At 71.3% G+C, this 24,963-nt stretch carries 22 protein-coding genes; 8 read left to right on the top strand and 14 right to left on the bottom strand.

From position 1 onward, the window contains the following. Positions 1–140: 140 nt before the first annotated feature. The gene (locus OG241_RS38955) at positions 141–776 is read left to right on the top strand and encodes a TetR/AcrR family transcriptional regulator (protein ID WP_405822320.1); all 636 of its coding nucleotides are present in this window, start codon (positions 141–143) and stop codon (positions 774–776) included. A gap of 109 nt (positions 777–885) precedes the next feature. On the opposite strand, the gene OG241_RS38950 is transcribed toward OG241_RS38955, so the two are convergent. From OG241_RS38950 to OG241_RS38910, 9 genes are read right to left on the bottom strand one after another with little or no spacing between them, the layout of a single operon-like run. Further along, positions 886–1,860, bottom strand: coding sequence for an ACP S-malonyltransferase (locus OG241_RS38950; protein WP_405822318.1), 975 nt, complete (start codon positions 1,858–1,860; stop codon positions 886–888). Between the two features lie 28 nt (positions 1,861–1,888). Continuing rightward, entirely contained in the window at positions 1,889–2,686 is a 798-nt protein-coding gene (locus tag OG241_RS38945) for a 4'-phosphopantetheinyl transferase family protein (protein ID WP_405822317.1), read from the bottom strand. A gap of 2 nt (positions 2,687–2,688) precedes the next feature. Further along, on the bottom strand, positions 2,689–3,432 hold the full coding sequence (locus tag OG241_RS38940) for an alpha/beta hydrolase (RefSeq protein ID WP_405822316.1): 744 nt from the start codon (positions 3,430–3,432) through the stop codon (positions 2,689–2,691). Beyond that, a complete protein-coding gene (locus tag OG241_RS38935; protein WP_405822314.1) occupies positions 3,429–4,817 on the bottom strand; it encodes a beta-ketoacyl-[acyl-carrier-protein] synthase family protein in 1,389 nt (462 codons plus the stop codon). Before OG241_RS38935 ends, OG241_RS38940 begins: the two co-directional genes overlap by 4 nt. Further along, entirely contained in the window at positions 4,814–6,157 is a 1,344-nt protein-coding gene (locus tag OG241_RS38930) for a beta-ketoacyl synthase N-terminal-like domain-containing protein (RefSeq protein WP_405822312.1), read from the bottom strand. The genes OG241_RS38935 and OG241_RS38930 overlap by 4 nt, the downstream gene beginning before the upstream one ends. Next, positions 6,147–6,953, bottom strand: coding sequence for an SDR family NAD(P)-dependent oxidoreductase (locus OG241_RS38925; RefSeq protein WP_405822311.1), 807 nt, complete (start codon positions 6,951–6,953; stop codon positions 6,147–6,149). The genes OG241_RS38930 and OG241_RS38925 overlap by 11 nt, the downstream gene beginning before the upstream one ends. Further along, complete coding sequence (locus OG241_RS38920) at positions 6,953–7,462, bottom strand: MaoC family dehydratase (RefSeq protein ID WP_405822309.1); 510 nt, start codon at positions 7,460–7,462, stop codon at positions 6,953–6,955. Before OG241_RS38920 ends, OG241_RS38925 begins: the two co-directional genes overlap by 1 nt. Positions 7,463–7,505: 43 nt before the next feature. Further along, on the bottom strand, positions 7,506–8,306 hold the full coding sequence (locus OG241_RS38915) for a 3-oxoacyl-ACP reductase family protein (protein ID WP_405822308.1): 801 nt from the start codon (positions 8,304–8,306) through the stop codon (positions 7,506–7,508). Then, positions 8,299–8,568 carry a phosphopantetheine-binding protein gene (locus OG241_RS38910; protein ID WP_405822306.1) on the bottom strand — a complete coding sequence of 90 codons (270 nt, stop codon included), beginning with the start codon at positions 8,566–8,568 and terminating at the stop codon, positions 8,299–8,301. The genes OG241_RS38915 and OG241_RS38910 overlap by 8 nt, the downstream gene beginning before the upstream one ends. Positions 8,569–9,088: 520 nt before the next feature. Between OG241_RS38910 and OG241_RS38905 the strand changes: the two genes are divergently transcribed. Beyond that, on the top strand, positions 9,089–9,700 hold the full coding sequence (locus tag OG241_RS38905; RefSeq protein WP_405822304.1) for a helix-turn-helix domain-containing protein: 612 nt from the start codon (positions 9,089–9,091) through the stop codon (positions 9,698–9,700). A gap of 425 nt (positions 9,701–10,125) precedes the next feature. Here OG241_RS38905 and OG241_RS38900 read toward each other — a convergent pair whose 3' ends face one another. Together OG241_RS38900 and OG241_RS38895 are read right to left on the bottom strand one after the other, a co-directional pair. After that, on the bottom strand, positions 10,126–11,439 hold the full coding sequence (locus OG241_RS38900) for an alpha-amylase family glycosyl hydrolase (protein ID WP_405822302.1): 1,314 nt from the start codon (positions 11,437–11,439) through the stop codon (positions 10,126–10,128). A gap of 13 nt (positions 11,440–11,452) precedes the next feature. After that, the gene (locus tag OG241_RS38895; RefSeq protein WP_405822300.1) at positions 11,453–12,073 is read right to left on the bottom strand and encodes a MarR family winged helix-turn-helix transcriptional regulator; all 621 of its coding nucleotides are present in this window, start codon (positions 12,071–12,073) and stop codon (positions 11,453–11,455) included. Positions 12,074–12,209: 136 nt separating this feature from the next. On the opposite strand from OG241_RS38895, the gene OG241_RS38890 reads away from it, so the two are divergent. Continuing rightward, a complete protein-coding gene (locus OG241_RS38890; protein WP_405822298.1) occupies positions 12,210–14,369 on the top strand; it encodes an FUSC family protein in 2,160 nt (719 codons plus the stop codon). A 260-nt stretch (positions 14,370–14,629) separates the two neighbouring features. Here the strand turns inward: OG241_RS38890 and OG241_RS38885 are convergent, their stop codons facing one another. Further along, on the bottom strand, positions 14,630–16,066 hold the full coding sequence (locus tag OG241_RS38885) for a cation:dicarboxylate symporter family transporter (RefSeq protein WP_405826676.1): 1,437 nt from the start codon (positions 16,064–16,066) through the stop codon (positions 14,630–14,632). Between the two features lie 249 nt (positions 16,067–16,315). On the opposite strand from OG241_RS38885, the gene OG241_RS38880 reads away from it, so the two are divergent. Next, positions 16,316–18,157 (top strand): ATP-binding protein, encoded by a 1,842-nt coding sequence (locus OG241_RS38880; RefSeq protein WP_405822297.1) that lies wholly within the window; start codon positions 16,316–16,318, stop codon positions 18,155–18,157. Then, on the top strand, positions 18,154–18,870 hold the full coding sequence (locus tag OG241_RS38875; RefSeq protein WP_405822295.1) for a response regulator: 717 nt from the start codon (positions 18,154–18,156) through the stop codon (positions 18,868–18,870). The genes OG241_RS38880 and OG241_RS38875 overlap by 4 nt, the downstream gene beginning before the upstream one ends. Before the next feature lie 31 nt (positions 18,871–18,901). Here the strand turns inward: OG241_RS38875 and OG241_RS38870 are convergent, their stop codons facing one another. Further along, positions 18,902–19,438, bottom strand: coding sequence for a hypothetical protein (locus OG241_RS38870; RefSeq protein ID WP_405822293.1), 537 nt, complete (start codon positions 19,436–19,438; stop codon positions 18,902–18,904). Positions 19,439–19,596: 158 nt separating this feature from the next. On the opposite strand from OG241_RS38870, the gene OG241_RS38865 reads away from it, so the two are divergent. From OG241_RS38865 to OG241_RS38855, 3 genes are read left to right on the top strand one after another with little or no spacing between them, the layout of a single operon-like run. Further along, entirely contained in the window at positions 19,597–20,997 is a 1,401-nt protein-coding gene (locus OG241_RS38865; protein ID WP_405822291.1) for an extracellular solute-binding protein, read from the top strand. A 35-nt stretch (positions 20,998–21,032) separates the two neighbouring features. Continuing rightward, positions 21,033–21,881, top strand: coding sequence for a carbohydrate ABC transporter permease (locus tag OG241_RS38860; protein WP_405822289.1), 849 nt, complete (start codon positions 21,033–21,035; stop codon positions 21,879–21,881). 1 nt (position 21,882) lies between these two features. Further along, positions 21,883–22,716, top strand: a complete 834-nt coding sequence (locus OG241_RS38855; protein ID WP_405822287.1) for a carbohydrate ABC transporter permease — start codon at positions 21,883–21,885, stop codon at positions 22,714–22,716. Between the two features lie 15 nt (positions 22,717–22,731). Here the strand turns inward: OG241_RS38855 and OG241_RS38850 are convergent, their stop codons facing one another. Next, the gene (locus OG241_RS38850) at positions 22,732–24,858 is read right to left on the bottom strand and encodes a tetratricopeptide repeat protein (RefSeq protein WP_405822285.1); all 2,127 of its coding nucleotides are present in this window, start codon (positions 24,856–24,858) and stop codon (positions 22,732–22,734) included. Between the last annotated feature and the right edge of the window lie 105 nt (positions 24,859–24,963).

Raw genomic sequence — 24,963 nt, 5'->3', positions numbered from 1 at the left:
CATGGATCGCATGGCTACTGGTCGCCTCCCTGCCTGACTGGCTGTCGTTGATCCTTTTGCACAGTGCCGTGCAGTTGCACAACAATGTGCAATGTACGCCGCTGCACAGCGCTGTGCAAATAGAGGGAAGGGAAGGCACAATGTCAGCCATGACCACGGGTACCTCCAGCCGCGCCGACACGAACCGCCGCCGCATCCTCGACGTCGCCCTCGCCGAGCTGTTGCGGGACCCCGACGCCTCGATGGACCAGATCGCGCGCGCCGCAGGTGTCGTACGACGGACTGTGTACGGGCATTTCCCGAACCGGGAGGCGCTGATCAGCACGCTGCTCGACGGCGCCGTCGAGGCGGTGGCCGCCGCGCACGCGGAGGGGCTCAAGGGTGACACCGAGGATCCGGCGGAGTGTGTGGCCCGGTCCACGCTCGCGGTCTGGCGGGTCGCCGACCGCTACCGCATCCTCGTCGGGCTCGCCCAGCGCAGCGTCACCGTGCAGGGCATCCGCGACCGGTTCACCCCGGTGCGCGAGGCGTGCGTCGAGGTGCTCCGGCGAGGCCTGGAGGACGGCGTGTTCAGCTCACCGCTGCCGGCGCCGGCACTGGCGTACGTGCACGAGCAGATGCTGTTCGCGCTGATGGAGGCGGTGAACGACGGACTCCTCGCAGCGGAGGAGGCGGGTCCCTCGGCCGCGGTCACCCTGCTGGCCGCGGCGGGCGTCCCCGTCTCCCGGGCCACCGCACTGGTGGCCGAGCTGAGCAGAGCGGCGGACAGCCGGTAGGAGGCCGAGGCCGGCGCCGTGGGGGCGCGGGCTGATCGTGCCGTTGTCCGGCGTGCCCACCTGCGGCGGGTGAGAGCGCCGGGCGGACTCGGGTGACGGCCCCGCCCGGTCAGGCCGCGTCCGCCGGCCACCAGTCGGACACCAGGGCCGCCAGCTGGTCCGGGGTGGCGACGGAACGGACCGGCACCTCCGGAGGCAGCAGACGGCGGGTGAGTCCGCCGAGCGTGCTGCCGGGACCGAGTTCGGCCAGCCGCAGCGGGCCCCGGGCCACCGCGGCGAGGGTGCGTATCGAGCCCGCCCAGCGCACCGGCATGACCAGGTGGCGCACCATCAGGTCCCGCCAGCGTTCGGGGTCGGCCCGGTAGGCGCGGGCGTCGACGTTGGCGATCACCGGGCAGAGCGCGGGGTGCAGCGCGACGGCGGACACCATGGCGGCGAGGCGGGGGCGGGCCGCCGCCATCAGCGGGGTGTGGAAGGCCCCGCCGACCGGGATACGGACCGCCCGCGCGCCCCCGGCCTCCGCCTCCTCGACCAGCGCCGCGACGGCGTCGGCGGTGCCGGAGACCACTACCTGGGCGGGGCCGTTGAGGTTGGCGACCCAGACCGGCGCCCTGGCACCGGCCCGCAGCCGGGCGGCGATCCGGGCGGCGTGGGCGGGGACACCGGGTCCGACCAGCACGGCCATGGTGCCGGGTACTCGGCAGGCCGCCTCCGCCATCGCGGCGCCCCGTTCGGCGACCAGTCGGCCGGCGTCCTCCAGGGTGAGCACCCCGGCGGCGGTCAGTGCGGCGAACTCGCCCAGGCTGTGCCCCGCGCACACGGCCGGCCGGACACCACCGACGGCCGTGTCGAGCGCTTCGAGGATCACCATCTCCAGGGTGAAGGTGGCGATCTGGGCATTGTCCGTCCGGGTCAGTTCGGCGGCGTCGGAGTGCAGCAGCAGCCGGCCGAGGTCGCGGTCGACGGCCTCGGACAGCCGGTCGACCACCTTCCAGTGCACGGTGTCCCGCCACGGCTCGCCCATCCCGGGCCGCTGGGCACCCTGGCCGGGGAAGAGGAAGGCGGTCGCGGGGGCCACCGACACGGGCGCGGGCACTCGCCCGGATACGGGGTCAGCCGTGGTCGACGGCATCGTTGATTTCGGCGTGGACATTCTCGACGACCTCCCAGTCCTTGTCGTTTCCGGTACGGACGTCGCGCGGTACGGCGATCGCCGCCGTGTACGGACCGGCCTGCTCCGGTCGCAGCAGCGTCCACTCCCCCGGTACGCCGTACGCCGGGCCCGCGCCGTCGGGGACCGTGACGCGCCGGACCCCGGCCAGGGTGACCCCGCGTCCGGTGGCCTTGAGCAGGGCTTCCTTGCCGGTCCAGCGGCGCAGCAGGGCCGCCCGGCGGTCGGGGTAGGGCAGTTCTCGGTAGGCGCCCAGTTCGGGCGGGGCGAGGACGGCCTCGGCGAGTTCGTCCAAGCCCCGGTCGTCGGGCGGTCCGGCGTCCAGGTGTTCCAGGTCGGCGCCGACCGGGGTGTCCCGGCACACGGCGAGCAGCGCGCGGTCGCGGCTGTGGGTGAGGTTGAAATGGAGGTGCCGGTCCCCGGTCCCGTCGAGCCGGGGCCGGCCGTGACGGCCGTAGGCGAAGGTGATCCGGGCGGGTGGCAGGCCGGTGTAGGCGCCCAGGACGCGGCGCAGGGCAACTCGGGCGGTGGTCCAGCGGCGGCGGTCCTCGGGGAGCAGCAGACGGGCCGCGCGCCGCCGCTCCCCCGGGTCGAGGACAAGGGGTGCCAGCGCCGCCGCCGTGTGGGCCGCCGGTCCGTCGAGCGGGACGGTCCAGAGGTGCACCTGCCACGGTCCGGGCGCCGCGACGGGCGTGATCGTCGTGAAGGTCGTGGCCGTCGTGAGGACGGAGGCGGTCATGGTCAGTCCAGTCCGAGCCGGCGGCGCGGCGGGAGGCGGGGCGGGTCCGGGACGTGCGGTATCGGGGTGCCGAGGGTCTTGGCGAGAAAGTCCGGCAGTGAGGCCCGTACCCCCGCGAAGGGTTCGTGGCCGCCGGCGTAGCGCTGCCAGGTCACCGGGTGGCCCCAGGAGCGGAGGAGGCCGCGCAGGCCCTCGCCGCTGCGCTCCGGGACGACCCAGTCCCGCGCCCCGTGTCCGATCCACACCGGGAGATCGGCGTTGGCGGGGTTCGGGCGCCCTCCGTCGAGCAGTGCGGGCAAGTCGGGGGGCAGGTAGGGGGCGTACAGGGCGGCGCCCGCCAAGGGCTCGGGGTGGGAGAGGGCGAGGGTGAGGGCGACCGTGGCGCCCTGGGAGAAGCCGGCGAGAACGACCCGCTCCGCACCGATCCGCTCGGTCTCCTCGGCGAGCAGGGCTGCCAGCGGGCGGCGTACCGCGTGCAGGCCCTCGGTGTCGATGCGGTCGATCGCCAGCACGCTCTGCGGAAACCAGCAGCTCACCGGGAGTCCGGTGAGGAGGCTGGGCGCCGTGCCGGGCGCGCGCGGGAAGACCCCGCGCACGCCCGCCTCCGCGAGCCGCAGCCGGCCGGCCACCTCGGCCAGGTCGCCGGGCACCTGGCCGATGCCGTGCAGCCACACCACGGTGGCCAGGTGCTGCCCGGCGGGTTCGATCTCCTCGCGGTCCAGCCGGTCCACGGCCGCGGCGCTCATGACGGCTGGAGTTCCCGCGTCCGTGCCGGCTCGGGCGCCTCGCGGGGCGTCGCGGGCCGGCGGAACAGCATCGACGCGTACTGGCCGCCGAAGCCGAAGGAGTTCTTCAGCACTGTGGCGACCGGGCGCCGTACCGGGGTGAGCGAGGTCTTGACCCCGCACGCCGGGTCGGGTTCCGTGCAGGTCACCACAGGCGGTACTACGCCCCGGCACAGGGTGAGGGCGGCGACCGCCGTCTCCACCACGCCGGAGGCGGCCGAGCCGTGCCCGGTGAGCGACTTGACGGCGCAGACGTCGATCTCGGCCATGCGTTCGCCGAACACCTGGTGCAGGGCTCGGGCCTCGGTGACGTCGTTGAGGCGGGTGGAGGTGCCGTGCGCGTTGACCGAGTCCACGTCGTCGGGCTCCGCCCCGGCCTCGGCGAGGGCGGTACGCATGACCCGCTCGATCATCTCGACCCGGGGCGCGGTCATATGGGCGGTGTCCACGGCGAGCCCCCAGCCGCCGATCACGGCGTGCGGACGGGTCATACCGCGCCGGGCGGCGTGCGCGGCGGTCTCCAGCACGAGGGCGCCCGCCGACTCGTTGATGACCATGCCGGTACGGCGCTTGTCGAACGGCATGGACGCCAGCCCCGGGTCGTCGCCCTTCCACCGGGACAGAGCCATCAACTGCCCGTACTGGGAGAGCACGTAGGGGGTGTTGCGGGACACGGCGGCCGAGACGACCGCGTACTCGGCACGGCCCGAGCGCAGGAGCCGGGCCGCCTCGGCGATGGCGCGCAGGCCGCCGGAGCAGGTGGCCTCCAGCCGGACCGGCAGGACGGCGGTGCCGAGGCGTTCGGCGATCTCCCGGGGGAAGGCGGACAGGTCCTGGGACTCCAGGGAGAGATTCCGGCCGCGCAGGCGTCGGAGAATGCCGACCGGATCGTTGCCGACGGCGTCGTAGCGGTCGGCAAGGTCCGCCATGTGGGTGACGTAGTCCTGGGGGAAGGAGCCGGTGGGCCCGGGCCAGACCCGGGCGTAGACCAGGGCGGCCGGGCCGTCGGTGGGCGGCAGGCCGGCGAAGTCCGCGTCGGCGAGGGCCTGTTCGACGCAGGCATGCATCAGGGTGTCGCCCCAGGAGCGGTCGGGGGCGCCGTGCCCGGCCCGCACCTTGTCCTTGACGTCGTCCGGGATGAGTCCGGCGGTCCAGCCGCAGGGCAGCCCCCGGGTGTCCATCCGTTCCTCCAGGACGATCCCGGAGCGGCCCTCCAGGTTGGCCGACCAGAAGGTCTCGACGTCGCCGCCGATGGGGGTGACCACGCCCAGGCCGGTGATGACGATGTCATCAGGACCATCAAGGGGATTTTCGCCACCGGGGGTCTCGTGACTCGGGAAACTCATGCGGCTGCCTCTCCGTCTGCTTCTCCTGTGCCGGTTCCGTCAGCGCCGGTTCCGCCGGCGCCGGCCACTGCCCCGATCAGCACCGCCCCGGCCGCCGCCGCGCCGCGCCCCTGGTTGAAGGCGGTGAGCAGGACGGTCGTACCGTCCCCCAGCGGGCGGGGTCCGCCGAGGACCGGGTCGAGCGCGCCCAGTGCCGGGTCGGGGCGGTCGAGCAGGCCGACCGGAGGGAGTTCCCTCCGGCTCACGCTCTCCACCGCGAGGACGGTGTCGATGAGCGCCGCGCACTCGAACGCGTTGCCGATGTTGCCCTTGGAGCCGGTGACCGGCAGGGTGCCGGCCCGCGCGGTGACCGTACGGGCCTCGACGGCGTCCAGGGTGGGGGAGCCGGCGCCGTGCGCCCACCAGGCGTCGGGCGGCGGGGCGTCGGCGAGGACCGCGTCGACCGCGTACCGGGATGCGCTCTCCATGTCGCGGGCGGCCAGCACCTCGCAGCCGAGGAACCGGGCGAGCGGTACGCCCCGTGCCCGGTCGGCGCGTTCCAGCAGCACGGCGGCGGCGCCCTGGCCGGGGAGGGTGCCGCCCCGGCCGGTGTCGAAGGGACCGGCACCGGCGGTGGCACGGGTGCCGAACGCCTCGTGACTGTCGAAGGCGGCCAGTGAGGTCAGGGACAGTGGGCCGGCCACGCCGACCACCAGGACCCGGTCGAGTTCGCCGTCCTCCAGCAGCCGTACCGCGAGGGCGAGCGCGCCGGTACCGCCCGCTGCGGACTCGCCGTAGGCGGCGACGTTGGAGCCGCGGAAGCCGCTGGCGAGGGAGACGAACTGGCCGAGCTGGGACGGGATGCCACGGATGTAGGAGTAGTCGGGAACCTCGTCATGGAGGAACTTGGCGAGTGGACGGGGGTCGTCACGGAAGCGGGACGCGAGCTGGGGCATGACGTCGCTGAGTTCGTCACCGCTGCTGCCGACGGCCATCACGGTGCCGCCGCGCACGTCCTCGGTGTCCCCGGTGATGCCCGCCTGTTCCAGCGCCTGGCCGGCCACCGCGACCGCCCAACGGGCGGACTTGTTGGCGTACTTGCTCGCGTTGGCCCAGACCTTGCCCTGCGGCCAGCCGATCTCGGAGTTGTCGACGGCGGCCGTCGGCCAGGGCAGCGCGGGGGCCGGCCCGTCGTGGTCGCCGGTGCCGAAGAAGGTCTTGCCGGCCGCCATCGCCTCCCACAGCCGGGCCGTGCCGAGGCCCGCCGGGGAGATCGCTCCGGTGCCGGTGACGACGATCCCGGCGGGGACGTCGTCGGACGTACGGCCCGGGGTCTCGCCCGGACCGCGGTCACTCGGCACGTCGGCCTCCGCCACTGATGCCGCCCCACAGGCGGTAGCCACCGTCGACGGTGACGGTCTGCCCGGCGATCCAGTCGGCCTCCGGCAGGCAGAGCAGGGCGACCACGTCACCGCTGTTCTCCGGGGTGGTCATCTTGTCGCCGTCCCAGGGGGACACCGACAGTTCCTTCGTGACGCCGTGCGCGAAGTCGGGGCGCACCTTGAACACGCCGGTCTGCACCAGACCCGGGCGGACGCAGTTGGCGACGATGCCGTAGGGGGCGAGTTCGTACGAGAGGTAGTCGGTCAGGGACTCCAGGCCCGCCTTGGCGGCGGCGAACAGGCCGGCCCGGGGGATGATGCGGGTGGTGGTGGAGTTGGTGATGGTGATGAAGCGGGCGCCGGGACGGTTCTTCATCAGCGGCAGCGCGTACTTGGCGAGCAGCCAGGTGGCACGGGAGTTGGTGTCCTGCACGAACTGCCAGTCGCCGAGGCTGGCGTCCTCCAGCCGGCTGAACTTGGTCGCGGCCGCGTTCTGGATCAGGATGTTCAGGTCGTCGTGGATCTCGCCGATCTCGTCGATCAGGTTCTGGATCTGAGGGGGGTCGCTGAGGTCGGCGCGGTGCAGCGACACCTCGGTGCCCTGGTCGGCGAGTTCGGCGGCGAGTTCCTTCGCCGGGCCCTCCCGGTCGACGTAGTTGATCGCGAGCGTCGCGCCCCAGGAGGCGAGCTTGCGACTGATGCCCTCGCCGATGCCGCGCGATCCGCCGGTGACCAGGGCCACCTTGCCCTTGAGCGGCTGATACTGGCTGTCCATCACTGAGCCTTTCCGGTCGGGACTGCGGTCGGGACGGTGTGCGGTGCGCCGGTTGCGGCCGCGGGGACGGCGGCGTGGCGCAGCAGCACCACGCTCATCCGTCCGATGGCGTAGGTCCGGTCGTGTTCGTCGAAGACCCGGCGGGTGGTGTCGATCAGGCCGAGCCGGTCGTCGATCGGGGTGGCCCGGTCGGTGGCGGTGGTGAACCAGAACGGGGTGTCGGGGTAGAGCGGCCGTACGAAGTCCCAGCTCATCCGCCGCATCCCGACGATCGCGGCGGGCGAGCCGTGCTGGACCACCCAGCCGGAAGTGATCGAGTGGATGAATCCGCCGGGCACGATGCGCCGTCGGCGGTCGGTGCCGTGGGCGAACGAGTCACTGTCGTGCACCGGGTGCTTCTCGCCCATCAGGTCCAGCAGTTGATCGAGCAGCGCCTCGTCGAACACCACGGGTCCGAACCGTCGTACCGGCGCCTGCGCCAGGTCCTCCCAGTACTTCACGGCCCCCACGGCCGTCTCCTCTCTCTTGCCGTCCCCGCCGGCCGCGTCGGTCTCATCGGCGCGGGCGGCGGGCGGTGCCGGGGCTGCGCATGACCATGCGTCCGCCGTCGACAGTGAAGGTCTGGCCCTGGATGTAGTCGGCCTCGTCGCCGGCGAGGAAGGCGACCAGTCCGCTGATGTCCTCGGGGAGTCCCCAGCGGGTGCCGTCCCCGTCGGAGCCGAGCTTGTCGGCGACGGCCGAGGTCATCTCGGTACGGACCTTGCCGGGCGCCACACAGTTGACGCGGATGCCCTTACGGCCGACCTCGACCGCCAGGGCACGGGTGAGCGACTCGATACCGCCCTTGGACGCGGCGTAGGCGCTCTGGCCGGGGCCGGGGGTACGCGCCGAGTTGGAGGAGATGTTGATGATGCGTCCCCATCCCTGGTCGAGCATGAAGGGCAGGACCTCCCGACTGGTGAGGAACGGGCCGGTGAGGTTGGTCCGCAGCACGTTCTCCCAACGGGCGGTACGGGTCACCGCGAGCAGCTGGTCGTCGATGACGGCGGCGTTGTTGACGAGGACGTGCAGTGCGCCCTCCTGCGCGGTGACCCGTTCCACCAGGTCCACCACGTCGGCCTCCACACCGATGTCGGCCTGGTGCAGGACCGCTCGGCCGCCGGACTCCTCGATCTCCTTGACGACCCGGAGTCCGGCGTCCCGTGCCTCGCGGCACACCAGGTGCACGGTGAGGCCGTCGGCGGCGAGGCGGTGGGCGATGGCGGCGCCGATCCCGCGCGAACCGCCGGTGACAAGCGCGATCCGGGGCCGCGTGGGCGTCCCGACGGCTTCGGGAACGGACGCCTCAGGCATGGCTGCCGGTCGCGACGGCGGCGGCGATGGAGGCGACGCTGCGGTTGTGGTCGTCGGCCTCGGCGTTCCAGCTGTCGAGGTCGAAGTCGGCGCCGAACTGGCGGTTTATACGCCGGGAGAGCTGGAGCAGGTCGAGGGAGTCGAGGCCCAGGTCCTCGACGACGGACTGGTCGGCGGTGACGGACTGATCGGCGATCCCCGGCTTGACGTCCTTGATCAGTTCGATGATCTCGTCGAGGGTGGCGTGGGAAGTGGTCGTCATCGAGAGCTCCTTCGTGGCTGTCGTCCCGGCCCGCTCGGCCGGCGGCTCCTCCATGCCAACAGAGCACGGAATGCGGCGGCAAGACGCGTCGGACGCCGGGCCCCGGACACCTTCCGGGGCATCCGCGTAATCTGTCGGAAAAAGAAACTGGTCGATCGGCGGAATCGGGTTCTCCACTTCCCGGACGGATTGCAACAAGGGGCCGTCGGACGCGGCCGAAGAGGCTTTGCCGGTAAAGCTGAGTAAAGCCTTCTTGACCGCTCAACGGGCCCATCCATAAGGTTGCCCTCGAGGACAAATTCTGCTGCATAAGCAATACGAGCGGTCCACAAACGATCATTTGGCGATCCCGGCGGTCCCTGTTCGATCGACGACCGACCCGAACGCCGCATACGCGGTCTGTCCGCGCCGTGAGCTTGCCTGTCCGCACTCGCCGGGCGCCCGCACTGCGCCGGCGGATCATTGAAACGCCGCACATCCAGCCGCACATCCAGGGGTCTTGCTATCCAGAGGAGCAGTGGTGGTTCGCAGGCGAGAACTCATGCCGTCGTCCGCGCGATACGAGGAACTGGCGCAGTGGCTGCGCGCGCTGAGGCAGCGTGCGGGGCTGACGTACCGGCAGATGTCGGAGTTGACGGAGCGTCCATGGGTCGCCGGGCCCACCTATTCGGCGGTCACCCTGTGCCGGGCCGACAGCGGGGCGGCCCTGCCGCGCCAGCAGGTAGTGGAGACGTATGCGCAGGTCTGCGGGGCGACCCGGCGGGAGGCACGACTGCGCTGGGAACGAGCGGCCGTGGGCGCCGAGTCCGCCGCCGGTGGTCCGCAGCCCCAGCCGATCCCCCGCGCGGGGCGCCGACTGGAACTCGTCTACCACCCGGCCCATCTCCTGGAGGCGATGCACCAGGTGCGGCTGGCAGCGGGTCAGCCGTCGCTGCGCGAAATGCAGAGACGGGCGCGCGAACTGGGTGCCGGCCCGCTGCCGCGAAGCACGGTCGCAGACGTGCTGGCCGGTTTACGGATGCCGTCGGAGGACCTGCTGATCGCCTACGTCCGCGCCTGCGGACATCACGACCAGCATGTCGTCCAGTGGCGGGGCGCCTGGGCGCGGGCGGTGAACGCGGAACAAGGCTGAGGAACGGGGCTCGCCGGGCTCGCACCCGGACACGGGAATTTCCGAACGGCCGGTCGCCTTTCTTCGGTGAAACGACGGACGGACCGCCGAATCACCGGGCCACCGGACCGGGCAGAGGATGAGTCAAAGGCCGGTTGGAGCGGACGCAACACCGAAGAAACAAACGAGGACCGGCCGGGTAATGAACATTTATCGGCCGATGAATCGACCGGCGAATCAACCGGCGGGCCAGCGGAGATCAAACTCGATTATCTGGCCGAAATACCCGAAGAGAAAACCGGCCGATTCCCTCGGACCATGTCACTTGCCATCCCTGGCACGCCGCCCCCTTTTCCGTTTCCCGCACTGCTTCGTCATCCGAAACGCACGGGACATCGGCCGTTGGCCGTCGGGCGTCGGTCGGTCGCCTTTCGACGCTGTCGAGGTCAGTCCGGCGCCACCGCCGAGGCGGCGACCGACCAGCCGAGCGGGGGCAGTACGGCCGTACCGCCCGGGTCGATGACGGTGTCGCCGGCCGCGTGCGCCCAGGGGGCGGCCGGAACCTCGGCGGTGACCGGCGCGGTGCCGAAGTTGAGGGCGACGGCCACGGCGGAACCCCCCGCCGGGTCGACGGCGGTGTAGGAGAGTGCCGCGTTCCCCAAGGTGTGGACCCGGGTGTGTGCGCGCACCAGCCAGGGGTGGCGGCGGCGCAGCCCGATCAGCGCCTGGTGCAGCCGTTGGACGTCGAGCCCCTCCTCCCCCAGCCCGGCCGGATCCGCGGGGAAGGCGGGCCGGATCGCGTCGTCGCCGCCCACCCGGTCCTCCTTGACGGCGCGCATCGCCCGTTCGTCCCCCGCGTACACCGAGGGCACGCCGCCGAGGGTGAACAACAGCGTGAGCGCGTGCGCGAGATGGCGCGGTTCGCGCAGCCGGCTGGCGATGCGGGTGACGTCGTGGTTGCCGACAAAGGTCTGGGGAGCGAAGGAGTCGAGGAAGGCGTTGTGGCGTTTGAGCGCCCAGGCCAGTTCGTGCGGGTTCGTGTCGTTGAGGGAGCTCCAGACGGCCTTCCACAGTTCGTACTGGGTGACGGTGTCGAGGCCGCCCTCCGTGACGTAAGCCGTGTAGTCGCCGTGGATGACCTCGCCGCTGAACCAGGCGCCGGGACGGCCCCGCCTGACCCGGTCGGTGACGGCACGCCAGAAGGGGCGCGGCACGGCGTACGCGGCGTCGAGGCGCCAGCCGGCGATCCCCCGGTCCAGCCAGTACTCCATGACGGAGGCGACGTGGTCGGCGACGGCCGGGGCGGCGTGATTGAGGGCGACCAGGTGACGGTGACCCTCGAACACCTTGAAGTCGTCGCCCTCCGGGACGAACCAGTCGGCGTACGGGGACCGGGCGCCGTGGGCCGTGACATCGGCGAACGGCCCGAAGGACCGGCCGACGTGGTTGAACACGCCGTCCAGCAGGACGCGTACGCCGCGCTCGCCGGCCCGTTCGACCAACTCGGCCAGATCGTCCTCGGTGCCGAGACGGGGATCGATCCGGAAGTGGTCCACGGTGTCGTAACCGTGGGTTTCGGCGGCGAACACCGGACCCAGCGCCAGCCCGTTGCAGCCGAGGGACAGCAGGTGGTCCAGCCAGCCGGTGAGTGCCGGGAGCCGGTGGACCGCGGCGGAGCCGGCGGGCAGGGCGGCGCGCTCGGCGCCGAGGAAGCTCAGGGGATGGACGTGCCACCAGATGGCGTGATCGGGCCAGGACACAGGTGTCCCTTCGTCAGCGTGGAAGTGGGGGCGGGGGCGAGGACCGGGGTTCGGATGACGGTGAAAATCGGGGTGCGGATGAGGGTGAGGATCGGGGGGCGGGGGCGGGCGGTTCGGCCGGGGAGTCGGCGAGCCGCCGGAGGAGGCGGGCGGCGAGCACCAGCACCTGGCGTTCGGTCTCGGTGAGGTCGGCGAGGGCCACGTCGAGCCAGGCGTCGCGCCACGCCATGTCCTCGGCGAGGGCTTGGCGGCCGGACTCCGTGAGCTCCAGCACCCGCTGTCGGCCGTCGTGTTCGTCCCGGGCGCGGCTGATCAGCCCGTCCCGTTCGAGTTCGGCGAAGACCCGGGTGAGGGACTGCGGCTGCTGGTGATCGGCGGCGGCCAGGGCACCGGCGGACATCGGCCCGTTGCGCCGCAGATGCGCGAGGACGCTGCTCTTGTTGAGGCTCAGCCCCTCTACCGGCCGCTCGGCACTGAGCCGGCGCGCGAGCCGCACGACCCCCTGTCGGATCTCGGCGGACTCCGGGCCACCGGCCGCTCCGGGGCCACCGCCCACGCCACCCGTGTTCTCCACGTTCGCCACCCGCGGGGCGTCCTCGGCCCCCGGGGTGCGCTCTGGCCTCGTTCGTGTCACATGATTAAGGTATCACTTACTAAATTGGAGCGGGTGACCACTCTATGCAACACGCAATCCCGGAGCTTTGCCCCGACTTGAGGGCACGGCAGCGACACCGGATCGGCGATGATGTTACGTGATGCTTACTTTCTGGGTGAGGCTGCGCCGAAGCACCGGCCGGGCCCTCCACCACGCTCTCCACTTCGATCCCGGGGCCCGGCTGCTGCGCGCCACCGCGCTCGGCATGATCACCGTGCTCGGCACGTACGCCTGGTCGCTGTGGATCGAGAACCGTGCCGGTCTGTACGTCGACAGTGTCGTCCAGGCCGTGGTGATCTCCTCGGCCTTCGCCCGTGTCCAGCGCGTCCACGACCGGACCGACCGGCTGATCGCCTGCCTGGTGCTGCCCTGCGCGGCGGCCGGCGGCATGCAACTGACCGCGCTGATCCGCGATCACCCCGACGCCGGCGACGTCCTGTTCACGCTTGGCGTCGCCGCCTCCGTCTGGGTACGCCGGTTCGGGCTGCGGGCGACCCGGGCCGGCACGCTGGTGGTACTGCCGCTGGTCGCCGTCCTGGTCGTGCCCGGCGGCGCCCCCGCGCAGGGATACGCGCCCACCGGCTGGGCGGCGCTGACCGCACTGTTCGCGGTCGCCTGGGGGACGGCTGTCACCTGGATCGGCCACCGCACCGGTCTGGTCCCCCGCCCGCCGTCCGCCGCGGTGGCCACCATGCCCGTACCGGACCGCCCCGGCCTGCGGGCCGGCACGCGCATGGCACTGCAGTCGACGGCCGCGCTGGGCACGGCGTTCGCGCTCGGGCGGGTGCTGTGGCCGGATCACTGGACGTGGGTCGTGCTCACCGCGTTCCTGGTCGGCAGCGGGGCACGCAGTCGGGGAGACGTGCTGGTCAAAGGGGTCTGGCGGACCCTGGGCGCGGCGGCGGGCACGGTGGTCGCGGGGGCGGTGGCCGGTTCCTTCCCACCACACTCGGACACGGTGGTCGTCATCATCTTCAGCGTCCTCGCCGCCGCCACCTGGCTGCGCGAGCTGAGCTACGCGTACTGGGCGGGCTGCGTCACCGCGGTGCTCTCCCTGCTCTACGACTGGTTCGGCCAGGACGCCGGAAGCCTGCTGGACACCCGGCTGGCGGGGATCGCGGTCGGCGCGGTGCTGGGAATCGCCGCCTCCTGGCTCGTCCTGCCCATCCGCACCTCGGGGACGGTACGGTCCCGCACCGCGGCGGCCCTGGCCGGTCTCGGCGAGGTCCTGTCGGCCGACCCGCACGACACCCGGGCGGTACGGGTGACCCAGGCCCGCTTCCTGTTCCGGCTGGAGCAACTGAGGCTGGCGGCAGCCCCGTTGCGTGTCGCGGAGTCGCTCCCGGTCCCGTCGGCGCTGGCCGCGCGATGGCGGAAGCGCGGTTTGGCGATCCTGGCGGCACCGGTCGCGCTGGGACGGTGTGCCGAGCCGCTGGGCGCCTACGCCACGGCGGTCACGAGGGCCCCGGACGCGGTAGCCACCGACCCCGACCTGTCACGCCGACACCAGGAGGTCGCGGCACACGGGCTGGCGGTACGCCGCGCGATCGGCCGCCGCCCGGCCCCGGCCACGTCCGGCGACGTCACGGTCCTGGCCCCGGCCGAAGGTACGCCCCTGGACCCGACCGACGGCACGACCCCGGCCCCGGTCAGAGGCACGACCGTAGACCCGACCAACGATTCGACCCTGGACCCGACCGACGGCAGGACCGTGGACCGGGTCGACGGCACGACCCTCGACCCGACCGACGGCACGACCCCGGCCCCGGTCAGAGGCACGACCGCAGACCCGACCAACGATTCGACCCTGGACCCGACCGACGGCAGGACCGTGGACCGGGTCGACGGCACGACCCTCGACCCGACCGACGGCACGACCCCGGCCCCGGTCAGAGGCACGACCGCAGACCCGACCAACGATTCGACCCTGGACCCGACCGACGGCAGGACCGTGGACCGGGTCGACGGCACGACCCTCGGCCCGTCCGGCGCCACATCCCCGGCGGCGGCGCCGGCCCAGGGGGGCCGGTCGGACCCGGCGGCCCCCTTGGGGTCCGGGCGCACGAGCGACCGGTCCGCCGGGGTGTGTCCGTCGGCGGCTGCCCCGACGGGCCCCAGAACCCCGGCCGTCGTCACCCGATCGCCCGAGGTGACCACCGCCCACGCCGCCCTGGACGCGATCAGCCTCCAACTCGATGCCCTCACCGAGTTGTTCGGCCATCCCCCGACCGTCTCCGCGCCACCACCGGTCCCGGCACCGGCCGCCTCGGGCTGAGGCGGCCGGAGGCCGTGAAGCGGTGAGGCGCGGTCCGGCACCCGCAGACGCGCCGCGTCTCCGGGTGCCGCAAAGTCGAGAGATCGCAGAAATGGCCGAGCGGCCAGGCTACGGGGGAGAGCCTGGCCGCTCGGCGTTTTTCGGGGTCCTGAGGCTCCGGCGGACCTGCCGGGGTACCTCAGGCCGGATGGCTGGACTACGGGGGAGTGTCCAGCCACCCGGAGTCTTCCGGGACTGTCAGTGAGCCGGTGTTCAGGCCGTCAGGCCTTGGCCAGTTCCTTCTCGCCGCCCTGCTCGGGGACATCCGCGGAGTCGGTGGCGCCGTCGGCGTCCGGGTGGAAGCCGTCGTTCTCGTCGATGAGCGTCTTCTCGTCGAACGGGTGCCGACCGGCGAGGACCTCCGCGACACGCTCCTTGTCGATCTCGTTCGTCCACGTGCCGATCAGGACCGTGGCGACCGCGTTGCCCGCGAAGTTCGTCAGGGCGCGGGCCTCGCTCATGAAGCGGTCGATGCCGACGATCAGGCCGAGGCCGTCCACCAGGGCGGGCTTGTGCGAGGAGAGACCGCCGGCCAGGGTCGCGAGACCGGCGCCGGTGACACCCGCCGCGCCCTTCGAGGCGACCAGCAGGAAGAGGAGCAGCGGGATCTGCTCGCTGACCGACATCGGCGTACCCATGGCGTCGGCGATGAACAGGGACGCCATGGTCATGTAGATCATGGTGCCGTCGAGGTTGAACGAGTAGCCGGTCGGGACGGTGATGCCGACGACGGGCTTGCTGACGCCCAGGTGCTCCATCTTCGCGATGAGGCGCGGCAGCGCGGACTCGGAGGAGGAGGTCGAGAGGATCAGCAGGAGCTCGCGGCCCAGGTACTTGAGGAGCGAGAAGATGTTGAGGCCCGTGAAGATCTTCAGCAGCGCACCGAGCACGATGAAGACGAAGAGGAAACAGGTGAGGTAGAAGGACAGCATCAGGACGGCGAGCTGCTTGAGCGCGTCGACGCCGGCGGAACCGGTCACGGCGGCCATTGCACCGAACGCACCGACGGGCGCGGCCCACATGACCATGCCGAGGATACGGAAGACCAGGCGCTGGATGTGCTCCACACCGCGCATGACCGGCTGGCCGGCCGAGCCCATGGCCTGCAGGGCGAACCCGGCGAGCAGGGCGATGAGCAGCGTCTGGAGGACCTCGCCGCCGGTGAAGGCGGAGACGAACGTGGTCGGGATGATCCCGAGGAGGAACTCCGTGGTGTCCTTGGCCTCGGCCGAGACCTGCGCGTGGCCCGTCTCCTTGACGGCGTCGGTCAGCGCGAGGCCGGTGCCCGGCTCGATGATGTTGCCGACGACCAGGCCGATGCCGAGCGCGACGAACGACATGAGCACGAAGTAGCCGAGCGCGATCCCGCCGACCTTGCCGACCTTCGCGGCCTTCCGTACCGAGCCGATGCCGAGCACGATCGTGCAGAAGATGATCGGCGAGATCATCATCTTGATCAGGTTGACGAAGCCGGTTCCGATCGGCTTCAGCTCGACGGCGAAGTCCGGGGCGATCAGACCAACGGCGATACCGGCGGCCACCGCGGCGATGACCGCGATGTAGAGGTAGTGGGTACGGTCCCGCTTCGCGGCGGGTGCGGCAGGTGCCGTTGAGGATGAGGTGGCCACGGCTGCCCTCCTTGACGTCGTCGTCGGCATCACCGGCGTGCGGCTCACGTCCGGGGGATGGGGAGAAAGTTGTGCTGGGGATGCGGTTGTGCGGGGAGTTCGATGGTGCGGGGAGTTTCGATGGTGCTGGGGGTGCTGCGGGGTCGCGGGCGGCGACCGAAAACAGGCCAAGGCCCGTGAATCGCGTCCCTGCGATGCCGTGACTATCCCCCGCCCTGTGAGGGCGGTCACCCTTCCGTTCATTTAGTTCACGCTTATAAGGAGAGGCAGACTGGCACCATGCGCTTCCCCCGCGTTCCAGGACCCCGCAGCCTGGCCGCCCAGCTGTTCGCGATGCAGGCCGTACTGATCGCGGTCGTGGTGGCCGGATGTGCGCTGTTCACGTACCTCAGCGACCGCAGCCAGGCCGAGGACGCCGCGGGCCGCCAGGCGATGGCCGTGGCCCGTTCCGTCGCGGACGCCCCCTCGGTGCGGGAGGCGATCCTGACCGCCCCGAAGCCGACGACCCTGCTCCAGCCGTACGCCCTCCAGGTGCAGCACCACACGGACGTCGACTTCATCACGATCATGAACCCCGAGGGCATCCGCTGGACCCACCCCGACAAGGCCCAGATCGGTCAGCGCTTCCTCGGGCACCGGGAGCGCGCGTTGCGCGGCGAGTCGTTCACGGAGGTCTTCTCCGGCACGCTCGGCCCGTCGGTCCGCGCGGTCACGCCGATCCGCGCCGGCGGCGCCGACAGCGAGATCATCGGGCTGGTCAGCGCGGGTATCCGGGTCGAGGAGATAAGCGCCCGGGTCCAGGACCAGGTCACGGCACTGTTGGGGGTCGCGGTGGGCGCGCTGGCGCTGGGCGCGATCGGCACGTACGTCGTCAACGCGCGGCTGCGGCGCCACACCCACGGGATGAACGCGGCCGAGCTGAGCCGTATGCACGACTACCACCAGGCCGCCCTGCACGCCGTACGCGAGGGGCTGCTGATGCTCGACGGGCAGTACAGGGTGGCGCTGATGAACGACGGTGGGCGGGAGCTGCTGGGCGTCGTCGACGAGGGCGAGGTCGTCGGCCGGTCGGTGGCCGAGCTGGGGCTGCCCGCACCGCTGACGGGCGCGCTGCTGTCGGCCGAGCCGCGCGTCGACGAGGTGCATCTGACCGCCGACCGGGTCCTGGTCGTCAACACCTCCCCGGTGTCGAGCGGGGAGCGCCGGGGTACGGTCGTCACCTTGCGCGATGTGACGGAACTCCAGTCCCTGATGGGCGAGTTGGACTCCGAGCGGGGTTTCACGCAGGCGTTGCGCTCACAGGCGCACGAGGCGGCGAACCGCCTGCACACCGTCGTGTCGCTGATCGAGCTGGGCCGGGCGGAGGAGGCTGTGGACTTCGCGACGGCCGAGCTGGAGCTGGCCCAGGCGCTCACCGACCAGGTGGTCGCGGCGGTCAGCGAACCGGTGCTGGCCGCCCTGCTGCTCGGCAAGACGGCGCAGGCGAACGAGCGGGGCGTGGAGCTGGTCGTGTCGGAGGACAGCAGCCTCGACGACGGCCTCCTCCCCGACACCCTCCCCGCCCGCGACCTGGTCACCATCCTGGGCAACCTCATCGACAACGCGGTGGACGCGGCGCAGGGAAGCGTGGAGGACGGTATGGGACCGTCCCGGGTGACGGTGACGGCCCTCACGGAGGACGCCGTGCTGGTGCTGCGGGTCACGGACACGGGCACGGGTGTCGACCCGGCTCACACCGAGGCGGTCTTCCAGCGGGGCTTCTCCACCAAGCCGGCGGGGCCGGGCGGCCGGGGTCTCGGGCTGGCGCTCGTACGGCAGGCGGTGGCCCGGCACGAGGGGACACTGACGGTGGCCGAGGCCGCGTGCGGCGGGGCGGAGTTCGAGGTACGGCTGCCGTTGCCCAAGGTGCCGATGCCCGCGGCGGCATCGGGCTCGGCGAGTGCGAGTGATAGTGCGGGTGCTTCGGGTGCTTCGGGGCGCCGCGCCCCCGCCGAGCCGACTGAACCTACCGAGCTGACCAAGCCGACCGCGTCAACCGGACCGACCGGGTCGACCGCACCGACCGAGTGGACCGAGCCGACCGAGCACTCCGAACCCGCCTTGCCTGGAGGCGACGTATGACCGACCCGAGAGACACCCCGCGCAGGGACACGACGACCGACCCCATCCGCGTCCTCGTCGTGGAGGACGACCCGGTCGCCGCCGACGCGCACGTCATGTACGTGGGCCGGGTGCCCGGGTTCACGGTCGTGGGCAAGGCGCACACGGGCGCCGAGGCGCGGCGCGCGCTGGACCGTACGCCGGTGGACCTGCTGCTGCTCGACTTCCACCTCCCTGACGGACACGGGCTGCAACTGGCCCGCTCACTGCGGGCGGCGGGCTACCACGCGGACGTGATAGCGGTGACGTCCGCGCGTGACCTGGCGGTGGTCCGGGAGGGGGTCTCGCTGGGGGTCGTGCAGTACGTACTGAAGCCGTTCACCTTCGCGACCCTCCGGGACCGGCTGGTGCGGTACGCGGAGTTCCACGCGTCGGCGGGCGAGGCGAGCGGCCAGGACGAGGTCGACCGCGCGCTGGCGACCCTGCGCGCCCCGGGCCCCGCCGCTCTCCCCAAGGGCCTGAGCGCCCCCACCCTGGAACGGGTCACGGTGACTCTGCGGGCGAGCACCGAGGGGCTCACCGCGGCCGGGGTCGCCGAGGAGGTGGGCATCTCGCGCATCACGGCCCGGCGCTACCTGGAACACCTGGTGGACGCGGGCCGGGCGGCACGGAACCCGCAGTACGGGCAGGTGGGGCGGCCCGAGTTGCAGTACCGGTGGGTGCGGGGGCAGTAGGGGTCACATGTGGGAGCCCGGGGGGTACGGGTCACATGTGGGGGCGGGCGTAGCCCACGACCTGGGCGGCGAGCCCGGCGACGCCGAGCGCCTCGACGACGGAGAGCACGAGCAGCCCCGGGCCGCCGGTGTCGCCCCCGCCCCAGTAGACGACGAGTCCGGCGAGCGGGACGACACAGAACGCGAGGAGATCCACGGCGAGTTGAACGGCCTTGCGGGAGCCGCGCCGGGCGTCGGACCGGTGCGCGGACTCCCAGCCGAAGGCTCCCTCGATCTGGGCGAGTTGGGCGAGCCGAGGCCCCAACTCGCCCCTCACGTAAGCCCCGATCGCCGAGATCTTCTCGTCGTTGATGAGGTAGGTCCAGCCGAGGACGACACACACGGGCGGGAGTGCGAGCAGCATGACGGGCTGCCCGGCCTGCGCGGCGGCCGCGATGACGGCGGCGACGACGGTGAGGGTGACGTAGAGCAGGTTGTCGCGGAATCCGATACGGGACTTCTGCTCGTCCTTGAGGGTCGCGTACTCGGCGAGCAGCAACTGCCCAAGGGTGACGTCTGATCCCGTCATTCCCGCTGACTCCGGTGATTCCGCCACGCTCTTCCTCCCGTGATCCGCGATGTGCGTACGAGGCAAACGGTAGGCGCTGCAAGGTCATTGACCTGACTAGACCACTCCTCTTACGTTCGCGAGGCAGCCATACAGGCTTTCCGAGCCAGTAGGAGGTCGTGCTCGTGCGCCCCACCGCCGCCCGCCCAACTGCACCATTCTCTCTCCTCGCTATCGCCGCAATCACCCTCGCCGCCGGCTCCCTCACCGCCTGCGGCGGCGGCTCCGGAAGTGATCCGGACACGGTGAAGATCTCGTTCAAACAGTCGACCGACAACTCGGTCAAGGTGATGGACGAGTACCTGGCGGACATCAAGAAGCAGTTCGAGAAGGCCAACCCGGGCAAGAAGGTCGAGTTGGTCCCGATCAAGGCCCCGGACTCGGAGTACTACACCAAGGTCCAGCAGATGCTCCGCTCCCCCAAGACGGCCCCCGACCTGGTCTACGAGGACACGTTCCTCATCAACTCGGACATCACCAGCGGGTACTTGAAGCCGCTGGACGCCTACCTCGCCAAGTGGCCGGACTGGAACCAGTTCATCGACACGGCGAAGACGGCGGCCAGGGCCGAGGACGGCAGGACGTACGGCGTCCCGGACGGCACGGACACCCGGGGGCTCTGGTTCGACAAGGGCATCTTCAAGAAGGCCGGGCTTCCGGAGGCCTGGCAGCCGAGGACATGGGACGAGGTGCTGTCCGCCGCCCGCACGATCAAGGAGAAGGTCCCGGACGTCATCCCCCTGAACGTCTACACGGGCAAGCCGGCGGGCGAGGCAGCGACGATGCAGGGCTTCGAGATGCTGCTGTACGGCACGGAGGGCTCGGTGGCTTCGGACCCCCTGTACGACGGCTCGTCGAAGAAGTGGATCGCGGGGAGCCAGGCCTTCAAGGACGCGTTGACGTTCGTCGAGACGGTGTACAAGGAGAAGCTGGGCCCTGATGTGTCGGACGCGCTGGACCCCAACGTGGCCACCCGCGCCCGGGGCGAGTGGCTCCCCCAGGGCAAACTGGGCATCAACCTCGACGGCTCCTGGCTGCCCCAGGACTGGCTGCCGGGCAGCGGCCACGAATGGCCCGAGTGGTCGACGAAGCTGGGCCTGGCGGCGATGCCGACCCAGCACGGCCAGGCGCCGGGCACGGTGAGCATGTCGGGCGGCTGGACCTGGGCCATCCCGGCGAAGGCGAACAACCCTGACCTGGCCTTCGAGTTCATCAGGACGATGCAGACGAAGGCGAACGCCCAGAAGTGGTACATCGCCAACTCGGGCATCGCCGTCCGCAAGGACGTGGCCGCCGACCCGGCCTACGTCGACGCCCAGCCCGGCATCAAGTTCTTCACGGACCTGGTGGCAAGCACCCACTACCGCCCGGCGTATCCGGCGTACCCGAAAGTCTCGACGGCCGTCCAGGAGGCGATGGAGGGCGTGACGACGGGCGACGCGTCGGTGCGGGAGGCGGCGAGCGCGTACGACGAGGCACTGAAGTCGGCGACGGACGACCAGGTAGCAGAGAAGCCGTGAGTGAGGCGAGTGCGACCAGGCGCTCCCTCACACGCATGCTGACCCGTGCGCTCCCTGTCGCACCGGCGGTGGTCCTGCTTCTCCTGTTCCTCGCCGGCCCGATCGCGTACTGCGCCTACATCGCCTTCACCGACCTGCAGTCGACCGGCCAGGCCGCATCCTCCTTCGTCGGCTTCGAGAACTTCCGTACGGCGTTCAAGGACGAGGCGTTCCTCAACGCGGTATGGCTGACGCTGGTCTTCACGGTCCTGTCCTCCCTGATCGGCCAGAACACGCTGGGCCTGGCACTGGCGGCACTGATGCAGCGGGCGTCGAAGCCGGTACGGACACTGGTGGGCGGGATCGTGATCACGGCGTGGGTGCTGCCGGAGGTGGTGGCGGGTTTCCTGCTGTACGCGTTCTTCCGGCGGGAGGGCACCCTGAACGCGATCCTGGACTGGCTCCATCTCCCGTCCCAGAACTGGCTGTTCACGCTGCCAATCCTGGCGGTGTCGTTCGCGAACGTGTGGCGGGGTACGGCGTTCTCGATGCTGGTGTACTCGGCGGCGCTGAACGAGATCCCGAAGGAGATCACGGAGGCGGCGGAGGTCGACGGCGCGGGCAGCTGGCGCCGGATGTGGCACATCACGCTGCCGATGATCCGGCGCTCGATCGGCACGAACCTGATGCTCAACACGTTGCAGACCCTGTCGGTCTTCGGGCTGATCTGGGTGATGACGAGGGGCGGCCCGGGAAATCGAAGCCAGACGCTCCCGCTCTTCATGTACGAACAGGCCTTCCAGAAAAGCATGATCGGCTACGGCACGGCGGTGGCGCTGCTGTTGCTGGTGGTCGGCTCGCTGTTCTCGCTGGTGTACATGCGGCTGCTGCGGACGGAGGTGTGAGATGACGGCGGCATCACGCCGGACGAACCGCCGGTTGGCGGCGGATACCGGCCTCCTGGTCGTCGCGGCGGCCTTCGTACTCCCGCTCGCATGGGTACTGCTGTCCGCCCTCGATCCGCACGCCGACCTGCGGGTCAAGATCCCGGACGGCCTGACGCTGGACAACTTCGACGCGGTACTGACTCCGGACGTCACCTTCACACCGCTGCTCAACAGCCTGATCCTGTGCGGGGGCGGAACCCTCCTGACAGTGGTGTGCGCGACGCTGGCGGCGTACCCGTTGTCGCGGTTCAGATCGCGCTTCAACCGCCCGTTCCTGCTGACGATCCTGTTCGCCACGTGTCTGCCGATCACGGCGGTCATGGTTCCGGTGTACGCGCTGTTCGTACGGGTGAACCTGATCGACACCATGCAGGGCACGATCTTCTTCTTCGCCGCTTCCCAACTCCCGTTCGCTGTATGGCTGATGAAGAACTTCATGGACGGAGTACCGAGGGAACTGGAGGAGGCCGCGTGGACGGACGGCGCTTCGGCGTTCCAGTCGCTGGCACGGATCGTGCTGCCGTTGATGGGCCCGGGCGTGGCGGTGGTGACCGTCTTCTCGTTCGTGATGATGTGGGGCAACTTCTTCGTCCCGTTCATGCTGCTCCTCACACCGGACCAGATGCCGGCGAGCGTGAGCATCAACGACTTCTTCGGGAATCGGGGAACGGTTGTCTATGGGCAGTTGGCCGCGTTCTCGGTGATTTATTCGACGCCGGTGATTTTGTTGTATGTGCTGGTGGCTCGGCGGGTGGGTGGGGGGTTTGCGCTGGGTGGGGCGGTTAAGGGGTGAGGGGTGGGGCGGGTGTTATTGCTGCTCATCGGCCCAGGTGCGGGCCTGGTCGGCTTTGGCGGTGTCGCCGGCCTGGGTGTAGGCGTCGGCGGCCTGGAGCCAGCAGGCACGGGCCTCAGCGGAGCGGTCGGCGGCCTTGTGGATGAAGGCGAGGTTGTGGAGGATCTGGCCCGTCCGGTACCAGTCCTCGAACTCCCGGTAGCCCTCCAGCGCCTTCCCGTGCGCCTCGACCGCCTCCGCCACCCGGTCCGCCTCCCGCAAGGCGACGCCGAGGTTGCCCCACGCGCCAGCCTCGCGGTGACGGTCCCCGGCGGCCTGGTACAGGTCCCGGGCGGCCGTGTGCGCCTCGACCGCCTCCGCCACCCGGTCCGCCTCCCGCAAGGCAAGGCCGAGGTTGTTCCACGCACCGGCCTCCCGATGGCGGTCCCCGGAACCCTGGTGCAAGTCGCGGGCGGCCGTGTGCGCCTCGACCGCCTCCACCACCCGGCCCACCTGCCGCAGGGCAAGGCCGAGGTTGTTCCACGCGCTAGCCTCGCCACGACGGTCCCCGGAACCCTGGTGCAAGTCGCGGGCGGCCGTGTGCGCCTCGACCGCCTCCACCACCCGGCCCGCTCCCCGCAAGGCAAGGCCGAGGTGGTCCCACGCGCTGGCCTCACTCTCGCCCTCCCCGGCGCGGCCCGCCGCCTTCAGACCAGCCCGACCCACCCCGACCCGGACATCGAAATACCGCCGCCAGCCCAGGTATTCCCCCAGACATGTGGTCAGCCGCCAGGCCATGTCCGCAAACCGCTCCCGCTCCCCCCACCCCACCGCCTCCACCAGACCAACACGCTCCCCATCCAGCCACCCCAACGCCTCCCCCCGCCCCCCGAACCGCCCCGGCACCGGCTTCCCCGGAAACCACCGCAACCAGTCATCAGCCGCATCCGCCCGCGAGTAATAAAAGTCCAGCACCCGCCGCCGCGCCTCCTCCCCCTCCTCCGCCAACCCCATATCCCCCGCCACCACACCCACCCCGAACACCCGCACCAAGTCATGCAACCGCCACCGCCGGCGTCCGCTCCCGCGCTCGACGAGATGTGCGCGAGCCAGGGCCTCCAGCGCCCGGACCGGAGGTGTGTCCGTCCCGACGAGCGCGGCGACGACCTCGTTGCTCGCATCGGGCCCTGGGGCCAGCGCCAGCAGACGAAGCACGAGGGCCTGCTCGGGCGGCAACCGCTTGTACGACAGGTCGAAGGCTGCACGGACACTGCGCTCGCCGTCATCGAGGTGGTCGAGCCGGTCGCGGGACTCGGCGAGTTCGGCGGCGAATTCCCCGACCGGCTTGTCCCGGTCCACCACCAGCAGCGCCGCCGCGATCTGGAGGGCGAGCGGCAGATGTCCGCAGAGGGTGGCGAGGGTCGTGACCGACTCGGGGTCGTCCGCGATGCGGCTGTCGGTGGGGTGAGCGATCCGCAGGGCGCGGTCGAGGAGGTCGTACGCCTCCTCCGGCGTCAGTTCGTCCAACGCCACCAGCCGAGCCCCCAGTTGGGGCAGCCGATCCCGTGAGGTGACCAGGAGCCGGTGCCCTGTGTCGCCGCCCGGCAGCAGGGACCGCACTTGAGTCGGCGAGGACGCGTTGTCGGCCAGGACCAGTACCGGACCCCGCTCCCGGGCTCGGTTGGCCAGAGTCGAACGGTAGAGGGCGGCCCGCTCGTCCGCGCGGGCCGGGATGTGCTCGGGCTCCGTACCCAGCGCCCGCAGCAGCGCCTCCAGAGCCTGCTCGGCGGTGACGGGTTCGTCGTCGTACCCGTGCAGGTCGAGGAAGAGCACCCCGCCCGGGAACCAGCCCTTGGCGCAGGCCTCGTGCCCCGCCTGCACCGCGAGCGCGGTCTTTCCGATACCCCCGAGCCCGGAGACCGCCGCGACCACCACCGCTTCCGGAGCGGCACCGGAGTCGGAGTCGGAGTCGGACGGGTCGAACGCGTCGAGCAGCGCCCGCAGTTCAGCATCCCGGCCGGTGAAACCGACCGCCCGCGCGGGAAGGGCGTCCAGCGCGCTGGGTGCCGGGGCATGCTCTCGGTACTCCGCCTTCGCCGTGAAGGGACCCGTGAACTTCCCGCCCTGGAAGTCGAGGTGGTCCCCGTCGTACTCGGTCACCATCGTGCTGTCCGTCCCCCGTACCGCCTCCGAGGCACCGCCTTCGAGCCTCGCGTGACATCACGGTACGCCGCACCCCACCACTCCAACACACGCTCCACACAGGCG

Source organism: Streptomyces sp. NBC_01390 (assembly GCF_045040105.1).
GTDB lineage: Bacteria > Actinomycetota > Actinomycetes > Streptomycetales > Streptomycetaceae > Streptomyces.
The sequence above is the reverse complement of the archived record's forward strand: the minus strand, read 5'-3'. Positions and strand labels throughout refer to the sequence as shown.